Source organism: Vibrio sp. 10N.222.49.C12, assembly GCF_041475025.1.
Classification (GTDB): Bacteria; Pseudomonadota; Gammaproteobacteria; order Enterobacterales; family Vibrionaceae; genus Vibrio; species Vibrio crassostreae_C.
In genome coordinates, this window is record NZ_JBFRVF010000025.1 from 157,124 (window position 1) to 177,748 (window position 20,625).

14 protein-coding genes are annotated in these 20,625 nt (G+C 45.5%); 10 read left to right on the forward strand and 4 right to left on the reverse strand.

Annotation, left to right across the window (positions count from 1 at the left end):
* The first annotated feature begins 378 nt into the window (after nucleotides 1-378).
* The 10 genes from AB4583_RS09270 (at nucleotide 379) to AB4583_RS09315 (ending at nucleotide 14,989) form a co-directional block, all read left to right on the forward strand.
* The gene (locus tag AB4583_RS09270) at nucleotides 379-2,061 is read left to right on the forward strand and encodes an ABC transporter substrate-binding protein (protein ID WP_372117106.1); all 1,683 of its coding nucleotides are present in this window, start codon (nucleotides 379-381) and stop codon (nucleotides 2,059-2,061) included.
* A gap of 169 nt (nucleotides 2,062-2,230) precedes the next feature.
* Nucleotides 2,231-3,217 (forward strand): ABC transporter permease, encoded by a 987-nt coding sequence (locus AB4583_RS09275; protein WP_017059409.1) that lies wholly within the window; start codon nucleotides 2,231-2,233, stop codon nucleotides 3,215-3,217.
* 2 nt (nucleotides 3,218-3,219) lie between these two features.
* A complete protein-coding gene (locus AB4583_RS09280; RefSeq protein ID WP_017056648.1) occupies nucleotides 3,220-4,245 on the forward strand; it encodes an ABC transporter permease in 1,026 nt (341 codons plus the stop codon).
* A gap of 2 nt (nucleotides 4,246-4,247) precedes the next feature.
* Nucleotides 4,248-5,231, forward strand: a complete 984-nt coding sequence (locus AB4583_RS09285) for an ABC transporter ATP-binding protein (protein WP_372117108.1) — start codon at nucleotides 4,248-4,250, stop codon at nucleotides 5,229-5,231.
* Nucleotides 5,232-5,318: 87 nt separating this feature from the next.
* The gene (locus AB4583_RS09290) at nucleotides 5,319-6,314 is read left to right on the forward strand and encodes an ABC transporter ATP-binding protein (protein ID WP_060982642.1); all 996 of its coding nucleotides are present in this window, start codon (nucleotides 5,319-5,321) and stop codon (nucleotides 6,312-6,314) included.
* A gap of 98 nt (nucleotides 6,315-6,412) precedes the next feature.
* Complete coding sequence (locus tag AB4583_RS09295) at nucleotides 6,413-8,134, forward strand: glycoside hydrolase family 9 protein (protein ID WP_372117110.1); 1,722 nt, start codon at nucleotides 6,413-6,415, stop codon at nucleotides 8,132-8,134.
* 2 nt (nucleotides 8,135-8,136) lie between these two features.
* The gene (locus AB4583_RS09300; RefSeq protein WP_372111964.1) at nucleotides 8,137-9,021 is read left to right on the forward strand and encodes a BadF/BadG/BcrA/BcrD ATPase family protein; all 885 of its coding nucleotides are present in this window, start codon (nucleotides 8,137-8,139) and stop codon (nucleotides 9,019-9,021) included.
* 12 nt (nucleotides 9,022-9,033) lie between these two features.
* Nucleotides 9,034-10,968, forward strand: a complete 1,935-nt coding sequence (locus AB4583_RS09305) for a beta-N-acetylhexosaminidase (RefSeq protein WP_372117113.1) — start codon at nucleotides 9,034-9,036, stop codon at nucleotides 10,966-10,968.
* A gap of 128 nt (nucleotides 10,969-11,096) precedes the next feature.
* Nucleotides 11,097-13,502 (forward strand): GH36-type glycosyl hydrolase domain-containing protein, encoded by a 2,406-nt coding sequence (locus AB4583_RS09310; RefSeq protein WP_372050859.1) that lies wholly within the window; start codon nucleotides 11,097-11,099, stop codon nucleotides 13,500-13,502.
* A 74-nt stretch (nucleotides 13,503-13,576) separates the two neighbouring features.
* Nucleotides 13,577-14,989, forward strand: coding sequence for a phosphoglucomutase/phosphomannomutase family protein (locus AB4583_RS09315; RefSeq protein ID WP_017068892.1), 1,413 nt, complete (start codon nucleotides 13,577-13,579; stop codon nucleotides 14,987-14,989).
* A 173-nt stretch (nucleotides 14,990-15,162) separates the two neighbouring features.
* On the opposite strand, the gene AB4583_RS09320 is transcribed toward AB4583_RS09315, so the two are convergent.
* The 4 genes from AB4583_RS09320 to AB4583_RS09335 all read right to left on the reverse strand — a co-directional run bounded on the left by AB4583_RS09320 (nucleotide 15,163) and on the right by AB4583_RS09335 (nucleotide 20,599).
* Nucleotides 15,163-16,191 (reverse strand): ABC transporter ATP-binding protein, encoded by a 1,029-nt coding sequence (locus tag AB4583_RS09320; RefSeq protein WP_017068891.1) that lies wholly within the window; start codon nucleotides 16,189-16,191, stop codon nucleotides 15,163-15,165.
* Entirely contained in the window at nucleotides 16,191-17,816 is a 1,626-nt protein-coding gene (locus tag AB4583_RS09325; RefSeq protein ID WP_017068890.1) for an iron ABC transporter permease, read from the reverse strand. The genes AB4583_RS09320 and AB4583_RS09325 overlap by 1 nt, the downstream gene beginning before the upstream one ends.
* A gap of 244 nt (nucleotides 17,817-18,060) precedes the next feature.
* Complete coding sequence (locus AB4583_RS09330) at nucleotides 18,061-19,074, reverse strand: Fe(3+) ABC transporter substrate-binding protein (protein WP_017068889.1); 1,014 nt, start codon at nucleotides 19,072-19,074, stop codon at nucleotides 18,061-18,063.
* A 295-nt stretch (nucleotides 19,075-19,369) separates the two neighbouring features.
* A complete protein-coding gene (locus AB4583_RS09335; protein ID WP_017059420.1) occupies nucleotides 19,370-20,599 on the reverse strand; it encodes an ammonium transporter in 1,230 nt (409 codons plus the stop codon).
* Between the last annotated feature and the right edge of the window lie 26 nt (nucleotides 20,600-20,625).

Below are 20,625 nucleotides of genomic sequence, written 5' to 3' on the forward strand. Positions count from 1 at the left end.
CAGGCATTATAATAAAAAGCCTTTAAAGTTAGTGGTCACTTACAACCTGCAAGAACCTCAAAACCAAATGCGAGTCACATCACTTTAACAATTGCGTACAAAAAACCACCAGAGCGCCCTATTTTGACGTTAATGACGTGAGGTTATCTGTTTTTAACGTTTTTGACGGGAAACGAGTTTGATTAATTCATCGATAAGGTGTTTTCTTACTCCTGCCAAAGGCCTACAGGCCACTCTTACCACTTCTCAGAAACAGCGATGAATCTGGAGCAACGAAGAAGAGGTAGGCCTTTAACCAGAGTGTGTATCTACTAACCAATTAGCGATAGATAACATTCAATCCATTAGTGAAATGAAAGCAAATAGTAAGGAACAGCTATGCTTGCCAATATAAAAAAAACAGCACTAGCAACAGCAATTATTGCAACTGCTACGACAGGTTTTGCATCAGTAGCAACAGCTGCAGAACGCAGCGAACTGACTATTCACCCGAAAGAGTACACTACCTTCGTACGTAACTTTAACCCGTACCTTGGTGCTACTAACCTTCATACTACAACTGACTTCCTATACGAGCCGCTAGTAGTATTTAACGAAATGCACGGTAACACTCCTGTGTTCCGTCTAGCTGAAAACTTCAAAATGTCAGATGATCTGATGAGCGTTGTTTTCGACATTCGTAAGGGTGTTAAATGGTCAGACGGAGAAACTTTCTCTGCTGATGATGTTGTTTTTTCTTTCAACCTTGTAAAAGAGAAGCCAGAGCTTGACCAATCTGGTATCAACTCTTGGGTAACTTCTGTAGAAAAACTAAACGACAACCAAGTTAAGTTCAACCTAACAGAAGCAAACTCAAACGTACCTTACGAGATTGCTAAAGTACCTGTAGTACCTAAGCACATCTGGAAAGACGTTAAAGATCCATCAACGTTTACCAATGAAAACCCGGTAGGTTCTGGTCCATTTACAGAAATCGATACGTTTACAGCGCAACTATACATCCAGTGTGCAAACCCGAACTACTGGGATGCAGGCAACCTAGACGTTGACTGTCTACGTGTTCCACAAATTGCTAACAACGACCAATTCCTAGGTAAAGTTGTAAACAGTGAAATGGACTGGACGTCTTCTTTCGTTCCAGATATCGACCGTACGTACGCGGCAGCTAGCCCTAAACACCACTACTGGTACCCGCCGGCAGGTACGCAAGCATTCGTTGTTAACTTCAAGCACCCAGATGCTGCGAAGCATGAAGCATTGAGCAACGTTGAATTCCGTCGTGCCTTCTCTATGGCGCTTGACCGTCAAACTATCATCGACATCGCATTCTACGGTGGCGGTACAGTGAACGACTTCGCATCTGGTCTTGGCTACGCGTTTGAAGCTTGGTCTGATGAAAAAACTCATGACAAGTACAAAGGCTTCAACACTTACAACGCTGAAGGCGCGAAGAAGCTTCTTGCTGACGCTGGCTTCAAAGATGTAAACAAAGATGGTTTTGTTGACACTCCATCAGGCAAGTCTTTCGAACTAATGATTCAATCGCCAAACGGCTGGACTGACTTCAACAACACAGTTCAACTAGCGGTAGAACAGCTAAACGAAATCGGTATTAAAGCAAAAGCTCGTACACCTGACTTCTCTGTTTACAACCAAGCAATGCTTGAAGGTACATACGACGTAGCATACACAAACTACTTCCACGGTGCGGATCCATACACGTACTGGAACAGTGCTTACAACTCATCACTACAATCTGGTGATGGTATGCCTCGTTTCGCAATGCACTTCTACAAAAACGACAAGCTAGATGGTCTTCTAAACAGCTTCTACAAAACAGCTGATAAGAACGAACAGCTAGATATTGCACACGGTATCCAGCAAATCATCGCTGCAGACCAAGTGACAATCCCTGTGATGTCTGGTGCTTACATGTACCAATACAACACAACTCGCTTCACTGGTTGGTGGAACGAAGAAAATCCAAAAGGCCGTCCAAACATTTGGGCTGGTATTCCAGAGCGTCTACTTCATGTACTGGACCTAAAACCAGTTCAATAAGTAATCGTTCAATCCTTGCGGCGTAACCTCTTACGCCGCTTATAAAAATCCCCACACTCTCAATTGAAAGTATGGCGCTAGTCGTCAGGGGATTTTTCGTTCCAAATTTCGCTAGGAGCGACCTGAATCCAGAAACAGGGAAACAATCTGGGTGAGTAAGGTGTGAGTTATGGGTTATTTTTTAAGACGTTTGTCATTTTATTTTGTCGCGCTATTAGTTGCTGCGACGTTAAACTTTATTATTCCAAGAGCAATGCCTGGTGACCCAGTTACCATGATGTTTGCGAACGCTTCTGTACAAGTTACTCCAGAGCGTATTGCTGCAATGAAAGAACTATTAGGCTTCGTTGATGGTGGCTACTTAGTTCAATACGTGGCGTACATGAAGAACATTCTTAGCTGGGAACTTGGTACATCAATTCAATTCTACCCACTTTCTGTAAACACACTGTTGGGTGGAGCATTCGGTTGGTCGCTTTTCTTAGCCGGCACCGCAGTTATTCTTTCTTTCTCGATTGGTTCAATCCTAGGTATTTTCGCAGCGTGGAAACGCGGCAGTAAGTACGATGCCTTCGTAACGCCAGGGATGCTGATTCTACAAGCCGTTCCTCAAGTTGTTATCGCGATGATTGCACTATTTACCTTTGCAATTGGCTTGAAGTGGTTCCCAACAGGGTATGCCTACACCGCTGGTACTATACCTGATTGGACAAGCTGGGCATTCATTAAAGATGTCGCTTACCACGCCTTCTTACCACTGTTCTGTGCTTCTGTTGTTCAAATTGGTGGCTTCCTAGTAAACATGCGTAACAACATGATCAACCTACTAGCCGAAGACTACATCACCATGGCGAAAGGCAAAGGCCTGAGCGAAAACCGAGTGGTATTCAACTACGCAGCTCGTAACGCGATGCTACCTAGTGTGACAGCCCTTTCAATGTCGCTAGGTATGGCAATCGGTGGTCAGTTAATTATCGAAATCATCTTTAACTACCCGGGTCTTGGCAGCGTACTTTTCAACGCAATTAACGCTCGTGACTACCAAGTACTGCAAGGTCAGCTGCTTATCATGACGCTATTCATGCTGTTCTTTAACCTAGTTGCAGACATGCTTTACGTTGTTCTTGACCCTCGTCTTCGTAAGGGTGGTAAATAATCATGAAAGACTTTCTAAAACTCATTTGGCGTAACCCGATGGCCCTAACAGGCGTCATCATCCTAAGTATTTTTATTCTTGGCGCGATTGCAGCTCCATTAATCACCAAACATGTACCAGACAAGCGTACAGGTAACCCACACGAATATCCTGGTTTCGTGGTGAAGTCTGCACAAACTAACCCTGATGGCTGGGTTGCTCAAAATCTAGCAGACGACCGTCGTACATTGATCATGTCTAAAAAGGCAGACCACGTACTAGGTACAACTCGTATGGGTCGTGACGTTTGGTCTCAAGTGGTATACGGCGCACGCGTATCTCTTGCTGTAGGTTTTGGTGCGGGTCTAACCGTATGTTTACTCGCAACTGTTATTGGTGTTTCTGCAGGTTACTTCGGTGGCCGTGTCGATGACGTTCTAACAGCCGCAATGAACATCATGCTGGTAATCCCTCAATACCCATTACTGTTCGTAGTAGCAGCCTTTATCGGTGAGGCAGGGCCACTCACCATAACCTTGGTTATCGGCTTTATGTCTTGGGCTTGGGGTGCCCGTGTTGTTCGCTCCCAAACCTTAGCACTGCGTGAAAAAGAGTTTGTAAAAGCCGCTGAAGTTTTGGGTGAATCTTCATTCCGCATCATCTTCGTAGAGATTCTGCCAAACCTTATCTCTATCGTTGGCGCAAGCTTCATCGGTTCGGTGATGTACGCAATCATGATGGAAGCAACCATCTCGTTCCTAGGTCTTGGTGACCCGAACACAATCAGCTGGGGCATCATGCTTTACAACGTTCAAACCTCTTCATCAATGCTGATTGGCGCTTGGTGGGAACTGCTGGCTCCTTGTATCGCACTGACACTACTTGTAACTGGCCTTGCTCTACTTAACTTCGCGGTCGATGAAATTGCTAACCCGCAACTGCGTTCTCACAAAGGCATGAAGCGTTGGAAGAAACTAGCAGCTCAAGACAAAGAAGAACGTGAACCAGAACTACCACCACAAAATGCACTTTGGAGCGGAGATAAATAATCATGTCTGAACCACTAATTTCTATCCGCAACTTATGCGTGGATTACATCACAGAGTCTGGCGATGTTCGTGCGTGTAACAACGTAAGTTTCGACATCGCTCCAGGTGAAGTCTTCGGCCTAGCTGGTGAATCTGGCTGTGGTAAATCAACGGTCGCTTTCTCTCTTATGCGTCTTCATAAGCCGCCCGCTTACATCAGTGGTGGTGAGGTTATCTTCAACGGTGAGAACATCCTTGAATACAGTGATGACCGTATGCAGTCGTTCCGTTGGAGTGAGATGTCGATGGTATTCCAGAGCGCGATGAACGCACTCAACCCAGTACTACCGATGGAAGAGCAGTTCTGTGACGTAATCATGCGTCACACCAACATGACTCGCGAGCAAGCTAAGCAGCGTGCTGAAGGTCTACTTGAAATCGTCGATATTCACCCGAGCCGATTGAGTGACTATCCTCACCAATTCTCTGGCGGCATGCGTCAGCGCTTGGTTATTGCTATCGCGTTAGCACTGAATCCAAAGCTGATCATTATGGATGAGCCGACAACCGCACTTGATGTGGTTGTGCAACGCGAAATCCTACAAAAGATCTATGCACTAAAAGAAGAATTTGGCTTCTCAATTCTGTTCATCACCCATGACTTGTCATTGATGGTCGAGTTCTCTGACCGCATCGGCATCATGTACTCAGGTGAGCTAATCGAAGTGGCTAACTCTCAAGATATTCTAGAAAACCCTTACCACCCTTACACCAAAGGGCTGGGAAATTCTTTCCCTCCACTGACAGGGCCAAAGACAAAGTTAGCAGGTATTCCGGGTAACCCTCTGAACCTGTTAGAGATCCCTGAAGGGTGTCGTTTCCAAGCTCGTTGTGACCGTGTACATGAAACCTGTACCAAGGTACCAACCAAGCTGCGTTCTATCGACCCGGGACATTTGTCTAACTGCCACCTGTACGGTGACCCAATAGTACAAAGGAAGCTATAGCTTGCACGCTAACTCAGCGTGAATAACGAACAAGGCGGCTCGACCACCTAAAAACAAGCAAAGCGAATAAGGATTCTGGAGACAATTATGAGCAAAGATTTCGGTCAATTATTGGTTGAAGGCAAGAATGTCGTAAAAGACTTCCCAATAAGCAGTACCACAATTCAAACCCCAATGATGCGTGCGATTAACGACGTGTCATTCAAAATGTACAAAAGCCGCGGCCTAGCAGTGGTTGGTGAGTCTGGTTCAGGCAAGTCAACAACCGCAAAAATGATCGCAAAAATGTACGCACCTTCAGGCGGCACGATCGAATACAAAGGTCGTGATATCCAAGAGATCTCAAGCAGAAAAGATCTTATGCACTACCGTGAAGGCGTGCAGATGGTATGGCAAGACCCGTTTGGTTCTTTGAACCCAACGCACAATATCTTCCACCACATTGCTCGACCGCTGTTGATCCACAAGAAAGTATCTCCGGGTAACAAGAAAGAGTTAGAAGAACGCGTTTACGATCTTTTGGAGCAAGTGGGCTTAATCCCACCAAAAGAGACGGCGCAAAAATACCCTCACCAACTCTCTGGTGGTCAGCGTCAACGTGTCAACCTAGCTCGTAACATCGCGGTAGGTGCAGAGGTCGTTCTAGCGGACGAACCAACCTCAATGTTAGATGTATCAATCCGTGCAGGTGTTTTGAACCTAATGGAAGAGATGAAGTTTGAGAAGCAAATGTCTCTGCTTTACATCACGCACGATATCGCAACCGCTCGTTATATCGCGGAAGACCTATCGGTAATGTACGTGGGACACATGGTGGAATGGGGGGATACCGATGACGTTATTGCTAACCCTCAGCACCCTTATACCCAGCTACTGGTTTCAGCGGTTCCAGATCCTAAGAAATCGATCCATGAACAACTTGCAGGCAACAAAGGTGAGATTCCTCTGTGGACACCAGTATCAGCAGGCTGCCCATTTGCAGGCCGATGTACTCACGCAATGGATAAGTGCAAAGAGCAGCTACCAGGGGTTACGCAGCTCGCTGATAACCACTTTGTGCGCTGTTACCTACACGAAAGCTAAGCAATAAAACCCAAGTTAGGGTCTTCGGACCCTAACTATTTATATCCAAAACATTCAAGTACCTAGCCAATAGAAACTAGGACTGTCGGAGAATATTGATGCTGTTATTGACCAACCATATTGGCTATGAGTCCACAGGCCCGAAGCAAGCTATCCTACAAACTAAGAAAGCTCGCCTATCAAGCACTACGGCTCTACTCGTCTGTGCTGACAACCATATGACTGTCGGAAATTTTGATGTGGTTAAACAAGGCCGCGTAGCAAATTGGCATCAAGGGCAATTCTTCACTATTGATTTCAGTTCAGTCACTGAATCTGGTCGCTACTACCTACGTTTTGACAACCTGCGTTCAGAAGTATTTGAGATTGGTAGCAACCTATTAATGAACCACACGTTTTCTGATGTGCTTCATTACTTTAAGTCACAACGCTGTGGCGGTATTTTCGACAAAAAAGATCGACAAGCACAAATTCTAGGTACCGACCGATACGTCGATGTCCACGGTGGATGGTATGACGCATCAGGTGATGTCAGTAAATATTTTAGCCACCTGTCTTATGGTAACTACCTAAACCCACAACAAATTCCGATGGTCGTTTGGAACATGCTAAAAAGCGTACGCTTGACTGGCCATAACCCAGACTTCCCGAAATTCTCCATGACTCGTCTAACGGAAGAGGCTCTGTTCGGTGCCGACTTCTTAGTGCGTATGCAAGACGCTGACGGATACTTCTATATGACGGTATTCGACAAATGGAGCAAAGATATCAACCAACGCGATATCTGCGCTTATGCGACTCAAGAAGGTCATAAATCAACGGACTTACAAGCGGGCTACCGACAAGGTGCAGGTGTTGCTATCGCAGCATTAGCCGCAGCTTCTGAGCTTGAAATCTCTGGCAGCTACTCGAGCCACACATACCTTGAAATGGCGGTTAAGGGTTACTGGCATCTAAAAGAGTACAACCTCCAGTATCTAAACGATGGTGAAGAGAACATCATCGATGAGTATTGCGCCCTACTCGCAGCCAATGAGCTGTATCGCGTAACACAAGACCAGCAATACCTATCAGAAGCAAGAACTTGGGCGACTCGTTTAATCTCTCGTCAGCAATCCGATGATTCATTTGAGCACTTCTGGTCGGCAAACTCTGATGGCTCTCGTCCATACTTTCACGCAGCTGAAGCCGGTCTTCCTGTGATTGCACTATGTGAATACATCGACAATGAAACCGATGCTGAATTAAAAGAACAGGCGCGCACAGTTGTTGAACAAGCTTGTCAGTTCGAAATCAACATCACCGACAAAGTCACCAACCCATTTGGCTATCCAAGACAATACGTTAAATCTGTCGATGGTGATAAACGTGATGCCTTCTTCGTCGCTCAACAGAACGAAACCGGTTACTGGTGGCAAGGCGAGAACGCACGCCTTGGCTCACTCGCAACCATGGCTTACCTAGTTCAACCGCACATTAAAGATAGCGAACTTCAAGATCGCTTAATCCAGCTTTCACAAAATAGCCTTGATTGGATCTTGGGCCTCAACCCATACCACATGTGCATGCTCGATGGTCATGGCCATAACAACCCAGACTACCTACCTCAGCTTGGGTTCTTCAATGCGAAAGGCGGTATCTGTAATGGCATCACAGCTGGTTTTGAAGATGAACAAGACATTGCGTTCAATCCACCAGCACAAAAAGATGACATGCTTCAAAACTGGCGCTGGGGTGAGCAATGGATCCCTCATGGTGCGTGGTTCTTATTAGCAACCGCTGCACAGTTCAACTTCTTAGCTCAGCGTAAGGAGAAATAATAATGACTCTTTACTACGTCGGTATTGATGGTGGTGGTACTTCTTGTCGTGCTCGTATTCGTGACGCTCAAGGCAAACTGATTGGTGAAGCGAAAAGTGGCAGTGGCAACATCCTTTTGGGTGTTGATGTTGCGATGAGCTCAATTATTGATGCCATCACAAAAGCGGCACAACAAGGGCAACTCAACTCAGACCATTTTTCAAATATGCATGTTGGCCTAGCGCTGGCTGGCGCTGAGCAAAAATCAGCATGGTTCGACTTCATGGCTCAACCACACCCTTTCGCAAGCATGACACTAAATACCGACGCTTATGGCGCTTGCATTGGTGCTCACAATGGCCAAGACGGCGCAATCATGATCGGTGGTACGGGTTCTTGCGGTATCTTCCTAAAAGACGGTGAGCAATATGTGGTTGGCGGTCGTGAATTTCCGATTTCAGATCAAGGCGGCGGCGCAGTCATGGGCTTACGTTTGATTCAACAAGTCTTGCTTGCAGAAGACGGTATTCGCAACAAAACCCCGCTGACTCTACATGTGATGAATCACTTTAATAATGATGTGGATGCCATTGTCGAATGGTCAAAAGGTGCTATTCCAAAGGATTACGGTCAATTCTCACCAGTTATTTTTCAACTCGCTAACGAAGGTGACGAACTGGCTATCGATATGCTCAAGCAAACCGCGGCTGATATCGAAATGTTTGTCTTAGCACTGCATCGAAATGGCGCTGACAAGGTGTGCTTAATGGGAAGTATCGCTGAGCGTATTCTCAACTGGCTATCACCACCAGTACAACAATGGATCGTTAAACCTCAATTCGACGCTATTGAAGGCGCATTGATGTTTGCCGGAAAACCACAACACAACTTGTATCAACAGGCTTAGCAGGGAAGTTATATGAATTATCGCATCGACTTAGCTGTTCTTTCTGAACAAAAAAATAACTGCCGATTTGGCCTTACGGTACATAACTTAAGTGACCTCGACGTAAAAGATTGGTCTCTGCACTTTGCATTTGATCGATTCATCCTTCCAGAAAGTTTATCGCAAGGTGAACTGACTCAAGTTGGAAGCTTTTGTTCGTTCAAACCAAGTTCGTCAGTGTTAAAGGCGAACAACCATTACTACCTTGAATTCAGCATTCAAAGCGCCCCATTCCGTTTTTATTCTGACGGTCTAAACGATGCCTTTATCCAAACGCATCACCAAGGCGAAACCTCGGTGCTGCCAGTCGCGATATCACCTATTGTTCTGGCGTCACCATACCGTGAACGCAATCAGATACCTGAAGTGAACGCTGCTGAGGTGGCATTAATTCCTCAGCCGAATCAGTTCGAACTTAAGCAAGGTAGCTTCGCGTTAAATAGTAAATGCAAAATTGAGGTTCAATCTCACCTTGCAGAGAAGGCCAGCGCTTGGTTACAACAAGAGTTACTGATTACGTTCGAGCTAGCGATTTCAACAGAACTCTCACCAGAAGCGAGCGGAGACATTCTACTTCGTAGCAACCCAACTTTAGATGAAGCCGAGTACAAGCTAACAATCACAACTCAACAAGTGGTCGTAGAATCAGGCAGTCAATCAGGCTTCACTCATGCAGTAGCTAGCTTAATCCAATTAGTTCAACAACAAAATGCTGAACGCTTCTCTGTGCCATGTTGCAAAATCGCCGACCAACCTCGTTTCAAATACCGCGGCATGATGTTGGACTGTGCACGTCACTTCCACTCGGTGGAGCAAGTGAAACGTTTAATCAACCAGTTGGCGCACTACAAATTCAACGTTTTTCATTGGCACCTAACCGATGATGAAGGTTGGAGGATCGAGATAAAGAGCCTACCTCAACTCACTGAAATCGGTGCTTGGCGAGGTCCTGACCATGCATTAGAGCCACAATATACCCATATTGCTGAAAACTACGGCGGCTTCTACACCCAGCAACAGATTCGCGAAGTGATTGAATACGCAGAACAACGCAGCATCACGGTTATCCCTGAGATCGATATCCCGGGACACTGCCGTGCAGCAATCAAATCACTGCCTGATATGTTGGTAGAGCAAGCAGACACTACTCAATACAAGAGCATTCAGCACTACAACGACAATGTGTTAAATCCAGGTTTACCGGGCACTTACCAGTTCTTAGATGCGGTTATTGAAGAAGTCGCAGAGCTATTCCCTAGCGAATTGATTCACATGGGCGCAGACGAAGTACCACCGGGCGTATGGACTAACAGCCCTGCAGCTCAAGCGCTGATGAAAGAACATCAATACCAAGACAGCAAAGATTTGCAAGGTCACCTATTCCGCTATGCCGAGAATAAGCTTAAGCAACTCGGCAAACGCATGGTGGGCTGGGAAGAAGCTCAGCACGGCGACAAGGTGAGCAAAGAGACCATCATCTATTCATGGCTCAGTGAAGAAGCGGCTGTGAACTGCGCTCGCCAAGGCTTTGATGTGGTATTGCAACCTGCACAATTTACCTATCTCGACATGACCCAAGATTATGCACCGGAAGAGCCGGGCGTAGATTGGGCTGCCGTTATCCCATTAGAACAAGCTTATACCTACGAAGCGCTTGCTGAGATATCCGACACCGACCCAATTCGTAAGCGGATCCGCGGAATTCAGTGTGCTCTATGGTGTGAGATCGTCACCAACCAAAAGCGTATGGATTACATGGTATTTCCAAGAATTAGCGCTTTAGCTGAAGGATGTTGGACACATAAAAACAACCGAAACTGGCTAGATTACCTGTCTCGCCTAAAGGGTCACTTGCCGCTACTCGACAGACTCAATGTTGACTATCGCAACCCTTGGAAAGCTCAATAAAACAAAACCAAAGCAACACTCACATCGAGCGCTTGCTAACTCAAATTAAGGTGCTCAGTCAGATAAGACTCAGCATCACTATTTAAAAATTAGCTGCATAGATGCAGTTTGTTAAAAAGGAAATGACAATGAAATACGGCTATTTCGATAACGACAATCGCGAATACGTCATCACTCGCCCTGATGTACCAGCACCTTGGACAAACTACCTAGGTACTGAAAAGTTTTGTACCGTGATTTCGCACAATGCGGGCGGTTACTCGTTCTACAATTCTCCGGAATACAACCGTGTTACTAAGTTCCGTCCAAACGGCACCTTTGACCGCCCAGGACACTATGTTTACCTGCGTGATGATGAGACGGGTGATTACTGGTCTATCTCTTGGCAACCAGTGGCAAAGAGCCTAGATGAAGCGAACTACGAAGTTCGTCACGGCCTGTCATACTCAAAATTCAAATGTGAATACAGCGGCATTACCGCAACCAAGACGCTATTCGTACCTAAGGGTGAAGATGCAGAAGTTTGGGACGTTATATTAAAGAACAACACTGACAAGCCACGTACTATCAGCACTTTCTCGTTTGTTGAGTTCTCTTTCAGCCATATTCAATCAGACAATCAAAACCATCAGATGTCTTTGTACTCTGCGGGCACGTCTTACCAAGAAGGTGTTCTGGAATACGACCTGTACTACAACACTAACGACTTTGAAGGCTTCTACTACCTAGCTTCAACTTTCTCACCAGACAGCTACGATGGCCAACGTGATAACTTCCTTGGTATGTACCGTGATGAAGCAAATCCAATTGCGGTTGAAAACGGTAAGTGTTCTAACAGCGCTCAAACTTGTTACAACCATTGTGGTTCTCTGCACAAGCAATTTACGATTCAACCCGGTGAAGAAGTTCGCTTTGCGTATGTACTCGGTATCGGTAAAGGCAACGGTGAACGCCTACGTGAGAAGTACCAAGACACAGCAAACGTAGACGCCGCTTTCCAAGGCATCAAAGATCACTGGGACGAGCGTTGCAACAAATTCCAAGTTAAGTCGCCAAACGAAGGCTTAGACACAATGATCAACACGTGGACGCTATACCAAGCGGAAACCTGTGTGGTTTGGTCACGCTTTGCATCATTCATCGAAGTTGGCGGTCGTACTGGTCTTGGTTACCGTGATACGGCTCAAGATGCTATTTCAGTACCCCATGCCAACCCACAAATGACCAAGAAACGTATTATCGACCTGCTTCGCGGCCAAGTGAAAGCGGGCTACGGTCTACACTTGTTCGATCCTGACTGGTTCGATCCAGAGAAAGCCGACGTTGAGCCTTCAAAATCACCAACTGTTGTTCCAACACCGTCAGATGACGACAAGATCCACGGCATTGAAGACACATGTTCTGATGACCACCTATGGATCGTTCCGACCATTATCAAATACGTAATGGAAACCGGTGAGCACGACTTCTTCGATGAAGTGATTCCATACGCAGACGGTGGCGAGGCGACAGTTTATGAACACATGAAAGCGGCACTGAACTTCTCTGCTGAATACGTGGGTCAAACGGGTATCTGTAAAGGTCTTCGAGCTGACTGGAATGACTGTTTGAACCTAGGTGGTGGTGAATCTTCAATGGTTTCATTCCTACACTTCTGGGCGCTACAAGAATTCCTAGATCTTGCTAAGTTCCGTAATAACGATGCTGATGTTGCGAAATACACTGAAATGGCTGCTAACGTTCGCGAGGCGTGTGAAACGCACCTTTGGGATGACGAGGGTGGCTGGTACATCCGTGGTCTGACTAAAAATGGCGACAAGATCGGTACCGCTCAACAAGCTGAAGGTCGTGTGCACCTTGAGTCAAACACGCTCGCGGTTTTATCTGGTGCTGTTTCTCAAGAACGTGGCGAGAAAGCGATGGACGCTGTTGATGAGAACCTTTTCTCTGAATACGGCCTACACCTAAACTCTCCTTCATTCGCAACACCAAACGATGATATCGGCTTCGTAACTCGCGTTTACCAAGGTGTAAAAGAGAACGGTGCAATCTTCTCTCACCCTAACCCATGGGCTTGGGTAGCAGAAGCGAAACTAGGTCGTGGTGACCGTGCTATGAAATTCTACGACGCACTGAACCCGTACAACCAAAACGACATGATTGAAACACGTTACGCAGAACCATACTCGTACGTGCAGTTCATCATGGGTAAAGACCACCAAGACCACGGCCGTGCAAACCACCCTTGGTTAACGGGTACTTCTGGTTGGGCTTACTTCGCGGTAACTAACTTCATTCTTGGTGTTCGTACCGGCTTTGAAGGCCTAACGGTTGATCCATGTATCCCGACTGATTGGCCAGAGTTCGAGGTTACTCGCCAATGGCGTGGCGCAACTTACAACATCACGGTGCAAAACCCGAATGCAGTAAGCAAAGGCGTTGCTTCTATCACTATCAATGGTGAGTCAGTTGAAGGTGCAATCCCAGTACAAGCAGAAGGCAGCGTGAACGACGTTGTCGTTGTTCTAGGCTAGTCACTCAATTTAACGAACAGCTCTTGTCTCAAGTCTTTACAGGCTTGAGACAATGAGACTAAAAGGATTTTCTAATGATTAAATTTGGTACAGGTGGCTGGCGCGCTTTCATTGGTGAAGAGTTCACCAGAGAGAACGTTCGCTTAGTAGCGCAAGCGCTCGCTAACATCATTAACAACGAAGATGCAGCCAAGAATGGTTTTGTGATCGGTTATGACCGTCGTTTCCTTTCAGATAAAGCGGCATGTTGGTTTGCAGAAGTACTTGCAGCGAATAACATCAAAGTAAGCTTCATTGATAAATTCGTTCCAACACCTATCGTGATGTTCCAAGCAAAAGAGATGGGGTGTACCTACTCAGCGTGTATTACCGCTTCTCACAACCCAGCAGACTACAACGGTATCAAGGTGTTCATTGAAGGTGGTCGTGATGCTGACGAGATCATCACCGAGAAGATCGAACAGCAAATCGCAACCCTAACTAACGAAGACGTTATCCGTGTCGATTTCGAACAAGCGTTAAATGACAAAGAGATCGAGATCATCAATCCGATGAACGACTTTGTGGATTCGATCATCAACTTTATTGATATCGATTCGATCAAGAAAGCCAACCTACGCGTACTGATTGATCCTATGTTTGGTGTAGCAAAAAATGCTCTACAAACGGTTCTGATCAACGGTCGCTGTGATGTCGACGTAATCAACGATGGTAAAAACCCAGATTTTGGTGGCTTGATGCCATCGCCAAATGCCGCAACGCTGTATCGCTTGAAGCACTTAGTAGCCGCTGAAGGTTATGACATCGGTATCGGTACCGATGGCGATGCCGACCGCTTAGGCATTATAGATGAGAAAGGTCACTTCATTCATCCTAACGAAGTGTTATTGCTGCTTTACTACTACTTACTGGAATACAAAGGTTGGAAGGGCTCTGTCGTGCGTAACATCGCAACCACACACCTGCTAGATAAAGTGGCGGCTGATCACGGCGAGAAGAGCTTTGAGGTTCCGGTAGGCTTTAAACATATCAGCTCGCAAATGGAAGCCGATGACTCACTGATTGGTGGAGAAAGCTCAGGTGGTTTAACCATTCGTGGTCACATCAAAGGTAAAGACGGCGTATTTGCTTCTAGCTTGCTGGTTGAAATGATCAGCGTGACGGGCAAAAAGCTGTCTGAACTGCTTGATGAGATCTATTCCAAATACGGCTATGCCTACACCGCTGAAGGCGACTGCAAGTTTAAGCCTTCAGAGAAAGAAGCACTCTACACTAAGATCTACGTAGAGAAACAACTGCCTGAATTTGAGTACGAAATTGAAAAAGTCAACTATGAAGATGGTGCTAAGGTGTACTTCAAGAATGGCGGCTGGGTGATTGCTCGCTTCTCAGGAACAGAGCCGTTACTACGAATCTTCGCAGAAATGGAAGATAAAGAGACAGCAGAACGTGTTCTTCAGAAAGTGAAAGACTTCCTCTCTCTATAGGCCTATAGAGTGCAGCAGTTTTGGATGGGGTTTAACAAATCACTGCCTTGTTAAAGCCTATAGGTGAAGAACTCTTGCCCAGTACTTTAATTAAAGTGCTGGGCTTTTTTATAGCGAACTTCTATTACTTAGCCGAGTAAGATTTACTGAGTCTAGCTAGCGACTAAACTGAGTTAGAACGCAAGCACGCCTTTGGTGTCTACTTTCACAGTTACTGGCATACCGACTTCAAGCGCTTCAGAAGAGGTCGATAATAACTTCTGACCATGCGCTTCGATTACATAACGACAGTGATCACCCATAAATTGCTGTTCTAGCACCGAAATAGCACTATCTTGCTCGTAACTTGCTTGGATATGCTGGGGCCTTAGCAGAAGCTCACATGTATTGCCGAACTCAATCTCCGTTTGCGGTTTGGCTTCAACCATACCCAAACTGGTTTCAAATTCATGCTCCGAAATACGCTGTGCCTTTAAGTAGCTACCGCCACCCAAGAAATCAGCAACGAACTTACTCGAAGGGTGGAAATACAACTCAGATGCCGAACCATACTGTTCAATCACACCATGGTTCATCACAGCCATCTTATCTGCAAAAGCAAATGCCTCTTCGCGACTGTGAGTTACGAAGATAGCTGTAACACCCTGCTTCTTAAAAATCTTGCGAATCTGAGAAATCAGCTCATGACGAACCTGAGTATCGATGTTTGAGAATGGTTCATCTAACAGTAGCAAGTCTGGCTTGTACGCCAAAGAACGAGCAATAGCGACACGCTGCTGTTGACCACCTGAAAGTTGATGTGGGTAGCGGTCACCGAACTCACCTAAGTGAACCAGCTCCAGCATCTCTTGAACTTTGTCTTTCTTTTGCTGCTCTGAGAGTTCTTTTAGTCCAAAGCCAACGTTCTGGTTGACCGTCAAGTGCGGGAACAGAGCGTAGTCTTGGAAAATCATACCGATATTTCGTTGCTCCGGTGGCAACCAATTATCGCCATCATCGATGGTTTGACAGTTTAAACTCATTACGCCACTACTCAATGGAAGCAGGCCAGCAATCGCCTTCAGTAAGGTGGTTTTCCCGCAACCACTTGCACCAAGAAGACAAACAATTTCACCATGCTCAACTTCTAACGAGAGCGCTTCCAAGATGGTTTGCGACTCATACTTACAAGTCAGATCTTTAATTGATAATGCACAACTCATTAGTGTTTCTGCTCCAAAGAACGGTTTACGATGATCAGAGGAATTAAACCTACTAACACCAGTAATACAGCAGGCATCGCCGCCAATTCGAGGTGCTCATCTGAGGCATAGTTATAAACATAGGTCGCTAATGTTTCGAAGTTGAAAGGACGCAGCAGCAATGCCGCATTTAGCTCTTTCATTGATTCGATAAACACCAGTAAACCGGCGATCAGCGCGCCGCGTTTAATCAAAGGTAAATGAACACGACGTAACATCTGGTTGGTATTGCAACCCATGGTTTTAGAAGCCATATCCAATGAAGGAGATACTTTACTCAAGCTACTTTCAATACTGCCAATCGCCACTGCAGAAAAACGCACCACCATTGCAAAGATAAGCGCAAACATGGAACCAGAGAAAATCAGCCCCGGACGTCCCCACTCCATCACTTTGGCAATATCATTGACTAAGTGATCCATGAACAACACAGGCACCATCACACCAATCGCCAACACAGTGCCTGGAACAGCATAGCCCATCGAAGCAATACGCATGTAAGCCTGATTTTTCTTACTCGGGCTGACACGTTGATTAAAGTTCACAATCATCGCAATGATAACGCCAATAATCGCCGCGATTACTGACACATAAAGACTGTTAACAGCATACTCTCTGAATTCAGGCGTCCAACTTTGTGCAAAGTATTTGTAGGCATAGATCATCAACTGACCCAGAGGGAATAAGAATGCAACGCACACTAATCCCCAGCACCAAAACAGTGCCAACCACTTCTTCCAACCGGATAGGTCGTAACGAAAGTCTTCACGACTGCTGAATTGATTCTGGAACAGTTTCTGTTTACGACGACTGTAGCGCTCTGAACTCAACAGCAAGATCACGATAACTAGCATAATTGCCGATATTTTCGCAGCAGCCGTTAAACTTGAATAACCTAACCAGGTATCGTAAACCGCTGTCGTTAAAGTGTTGACTGCAAAGTAACTCACGGTACCAAAATCACCGATAGTTTCCATCGCAACAAGCGATAGACCTACCGCCATTGATGGGCGAACAAGTGGCAACGAGATACGACGAAAGCTTTCCCAAGGTGAGCATTTTAGCAACCGAGCGGATTGCAGTAAGGAGACGTTTTGCTCCATAAATGCGGCGCGGCACAGCAAGTAAACATAAGGATAGAGAACGAGAGACAGAACAATAATAGCACCAGATAAGGTTCTAATATCCGGGAACCAATACTCACCGGGTCCCCACCCAGTAAGATCTCGCAGTAGAACTTGAACAGGCCCAGCAAAGTCGAACCAATCGGTGAATATATACCCAACAATATAGCCTGGCATTGCTAATGGCAGTACTAGCGCCCATTGCAAAACCCGCTCTCCCGGAACACGGCACATTGCCATAATCCAAGCAGACGGAATACCAAAAACCAAAGACAGGAATAAGGTTCCCATGACTAAAACCACCGTATTGTAAGCATAGGTGGGCATTACTGTGGACATCAGATGAGAAAATAGCTCATCTGTTTCTCCAACAGCCGTCGTAAAAATCGCTAAGATCGGTAAAACCAGTAATACAGCAATAATGCCGCTACTGGTGTTCCATAAATAATTCTTTTCTTTCATCGCCTAACTACAAAGAGGCTTAATGAAACACAAATGCATTTGCAAATACATCTCATGTCCTTTTAATGGTGGGGTTATTTATACCCATATACTGTAATGACTTCAAGGTGAGATGCTAATAACTCAAGGGATCGACGGCGAGCTTTGTATCAAAAAGTGATTTTCCAAAACAAACAACCCCAAGTGACCGAAAATGGCGACTTGAGGTTGTCATTTTACTTGGGCCGAAGCCTACAGTAATAAATTAAAGATCGAACTTAACTTCGTCTAATAGTTTAATTGCTGCTGCGTGGTGGTCAGCAATTTGGTCTAGAGAAATTGTATCTGCTTTGAATTCACCCCATGAAGCAACAAGCTCAGAAGGTTTAACATCAGCTTTCACTGGGTATTCATAGTTCACTTCTGCATACATGCTTTGTGCTGTGTTACCCGATAGGAATTCCATTAGCTTAACGGCATTCTCTTCGTTTGGAGAGTATTTAGCCATTGCCATACCAGAGATATTCACGTGTGTACCCGTTGTCTCTTGGTTAGGGAAGTTAATGTAAACAGCGTCAGCCCAAGCTTTTTGCTCTTTATCGTTAACCATCTTGCCTAGGTAGTAGCTGTTACCAAGAGCAACATCACATAGGCCTTCTTTAATCGCTTTAACTTGTGCACGATCGTTACCTTGAGGCTTGCGTGCTAGGTTAGCTTTTACGCCTTCTAGCCACTCTTTCGTTTCAGCTTCACCTTTGTGAGCGATCATCGAAGATACTAGAGAAACATTGTATGGGTGCTTACCGCTACGCGTACAGATCTTACCTTTAAATTCAGGCTTAGTTAGATCTTCGTAAGTAAACTCCTCACCTAGACGACCAACACGGTCACGAGAAGAGTAAACGCTACGTGTACGTGTTGTTAGAGCGAACCACTCATTGTTTGTATCTTGGTATTGAGCAGGAATATTCTTTTCAAGAACTTCGCTTTCAACAGACTGAACTAAACCTTGTTTAGTTAGCTCAGATAGACGACTGATGTCTACAGTTAACACTACGTCTGCAGGGCTGTATTCGCCTTCTTGAGCTAACTTTTCTGCTAAACCTTTTTTAGCAAACTTAACGTTTACTTTAATGCCAGTCTCTTTTGTGAATTCCTTGAACATTGGTTCAACTAGGAAAGGTTGACGGTAAGAGTATACGTTTACTTCTTCCGCAGCCATTGCTGTCGGGGCAATTACACCACACGCTAGAGCTGAAAGTGTTAGCAGTTTCTTCATTGTAAAATCCTTTATATCGAAATGATAATGTCTATCAGTTGCGTTATTATATTCATCATTAACATAATTACAATGACGACCAACAAAAAATCCGTCTACTCAGACCATTCAAACTCTCACTTTTGTAACAAACCATTTCAACTTTGTGTCTTGTCGTTCCTCTTAAACAATGAGCCTAACTTCAACGTTCGTGTTTATATATTGTGCAACCGTAAATACAACAAAGCCCCGCAACAAGAGGTGCGGGGCTTTCTTTGTCCAACCTAACCCATTCAGATTAGGCGACGACTGTTGATTATTTTACTGATACAAACTCAGGGTAAGCGCCGACACCACAATCGTGCATGTCCATACCTTCAAGTTCTTCATCTTCCGTTACTCGGATACCGATTGTTGCTTTAAGCACCGCCCATACTGCTAGGCTAGCACCGAATACCCATGCAAAGATGACTGCTGCACCCATTAGCTGAGCACCAAACGTTGCATCAGCGTTGCTTAGTGGCACAGCCATTAGACCGAAGAAACCACATACACCGTGTACAGAGATAGCACCTACTGGATCATCAATCTTAGCTTTATCTAGAGCGATGATGCTGAATACAACCAATGCACCAGATACCGAACCAATCGCTACAGCAAATAGAGGTGATGGTGATAGAGGGTCTGCAGTGATTGCTACTAGGCCAGCTAACGCGCCGTTAAGAATCATTGTTAGGTCTGCTTTACCCCAAGTTGTTTTACATACTAGTAGTGCTGCAATTGCGCCTGCTGCTGCTGCTGCGTTGGTGTTAAGGAAGATTTGACCTACTGCTGTTGCGTTCTCAAAATCCGAAACCATCAGTTGAGAACCGCCGTTGAAACCGAACCAACCGAACCAAAGGATAAATGTACCTAGCGTTGCAAGTGGCATGTTTGAACCAGGAATCGGGTAGATTTCACCGTTCTTACCGTATTTACCTTTACGAGCACCGAGTAGTAGAACACCAGCTAACGCTGCTGCTGCACCAGCCATGTGTACGATACCTGAACCTGCGAAGTCACTGAAACCCGCTTCTGATAGGAAACCACCGCCCCAAGTCCAATAACCTTCAACAGGGTAAATGAACGCTGTTAGTACTACAGAGAAGATTAGGAATGACCAAAGCTTCATACGCTCAGCAACCGCACCAGATACTACAGACATTGCTGTTGCAACGAATACTACCTGGAAGAAGAAGTCTGATTCTAGAGAGTGGTCTGCGCCTTCACCTTGTGTACCAATTAGAGTACCAAATGATGGCAACCAACCGCCTTCACCGTTGTCGACATACATGATGTTGTAACCAACCACTAAGAAAGCAGTACAAGCAATTGCGTACAAACAGATGTTCTTAGTTAAAATTTCTGTGGTGTTCTTTGAACGAACTAGGCCAGCTTCTAACATCGCGAAGCCTGCTGCCATCCACATTACCAACGCACCTGAAATGAGGAAGAAAAAAGTGTCTAGTGCGTAACGTAGTTCCGTTACTGTTGTTGTAAGTTCCATATTAAAGTCTCCAGTCCTTGTAATTC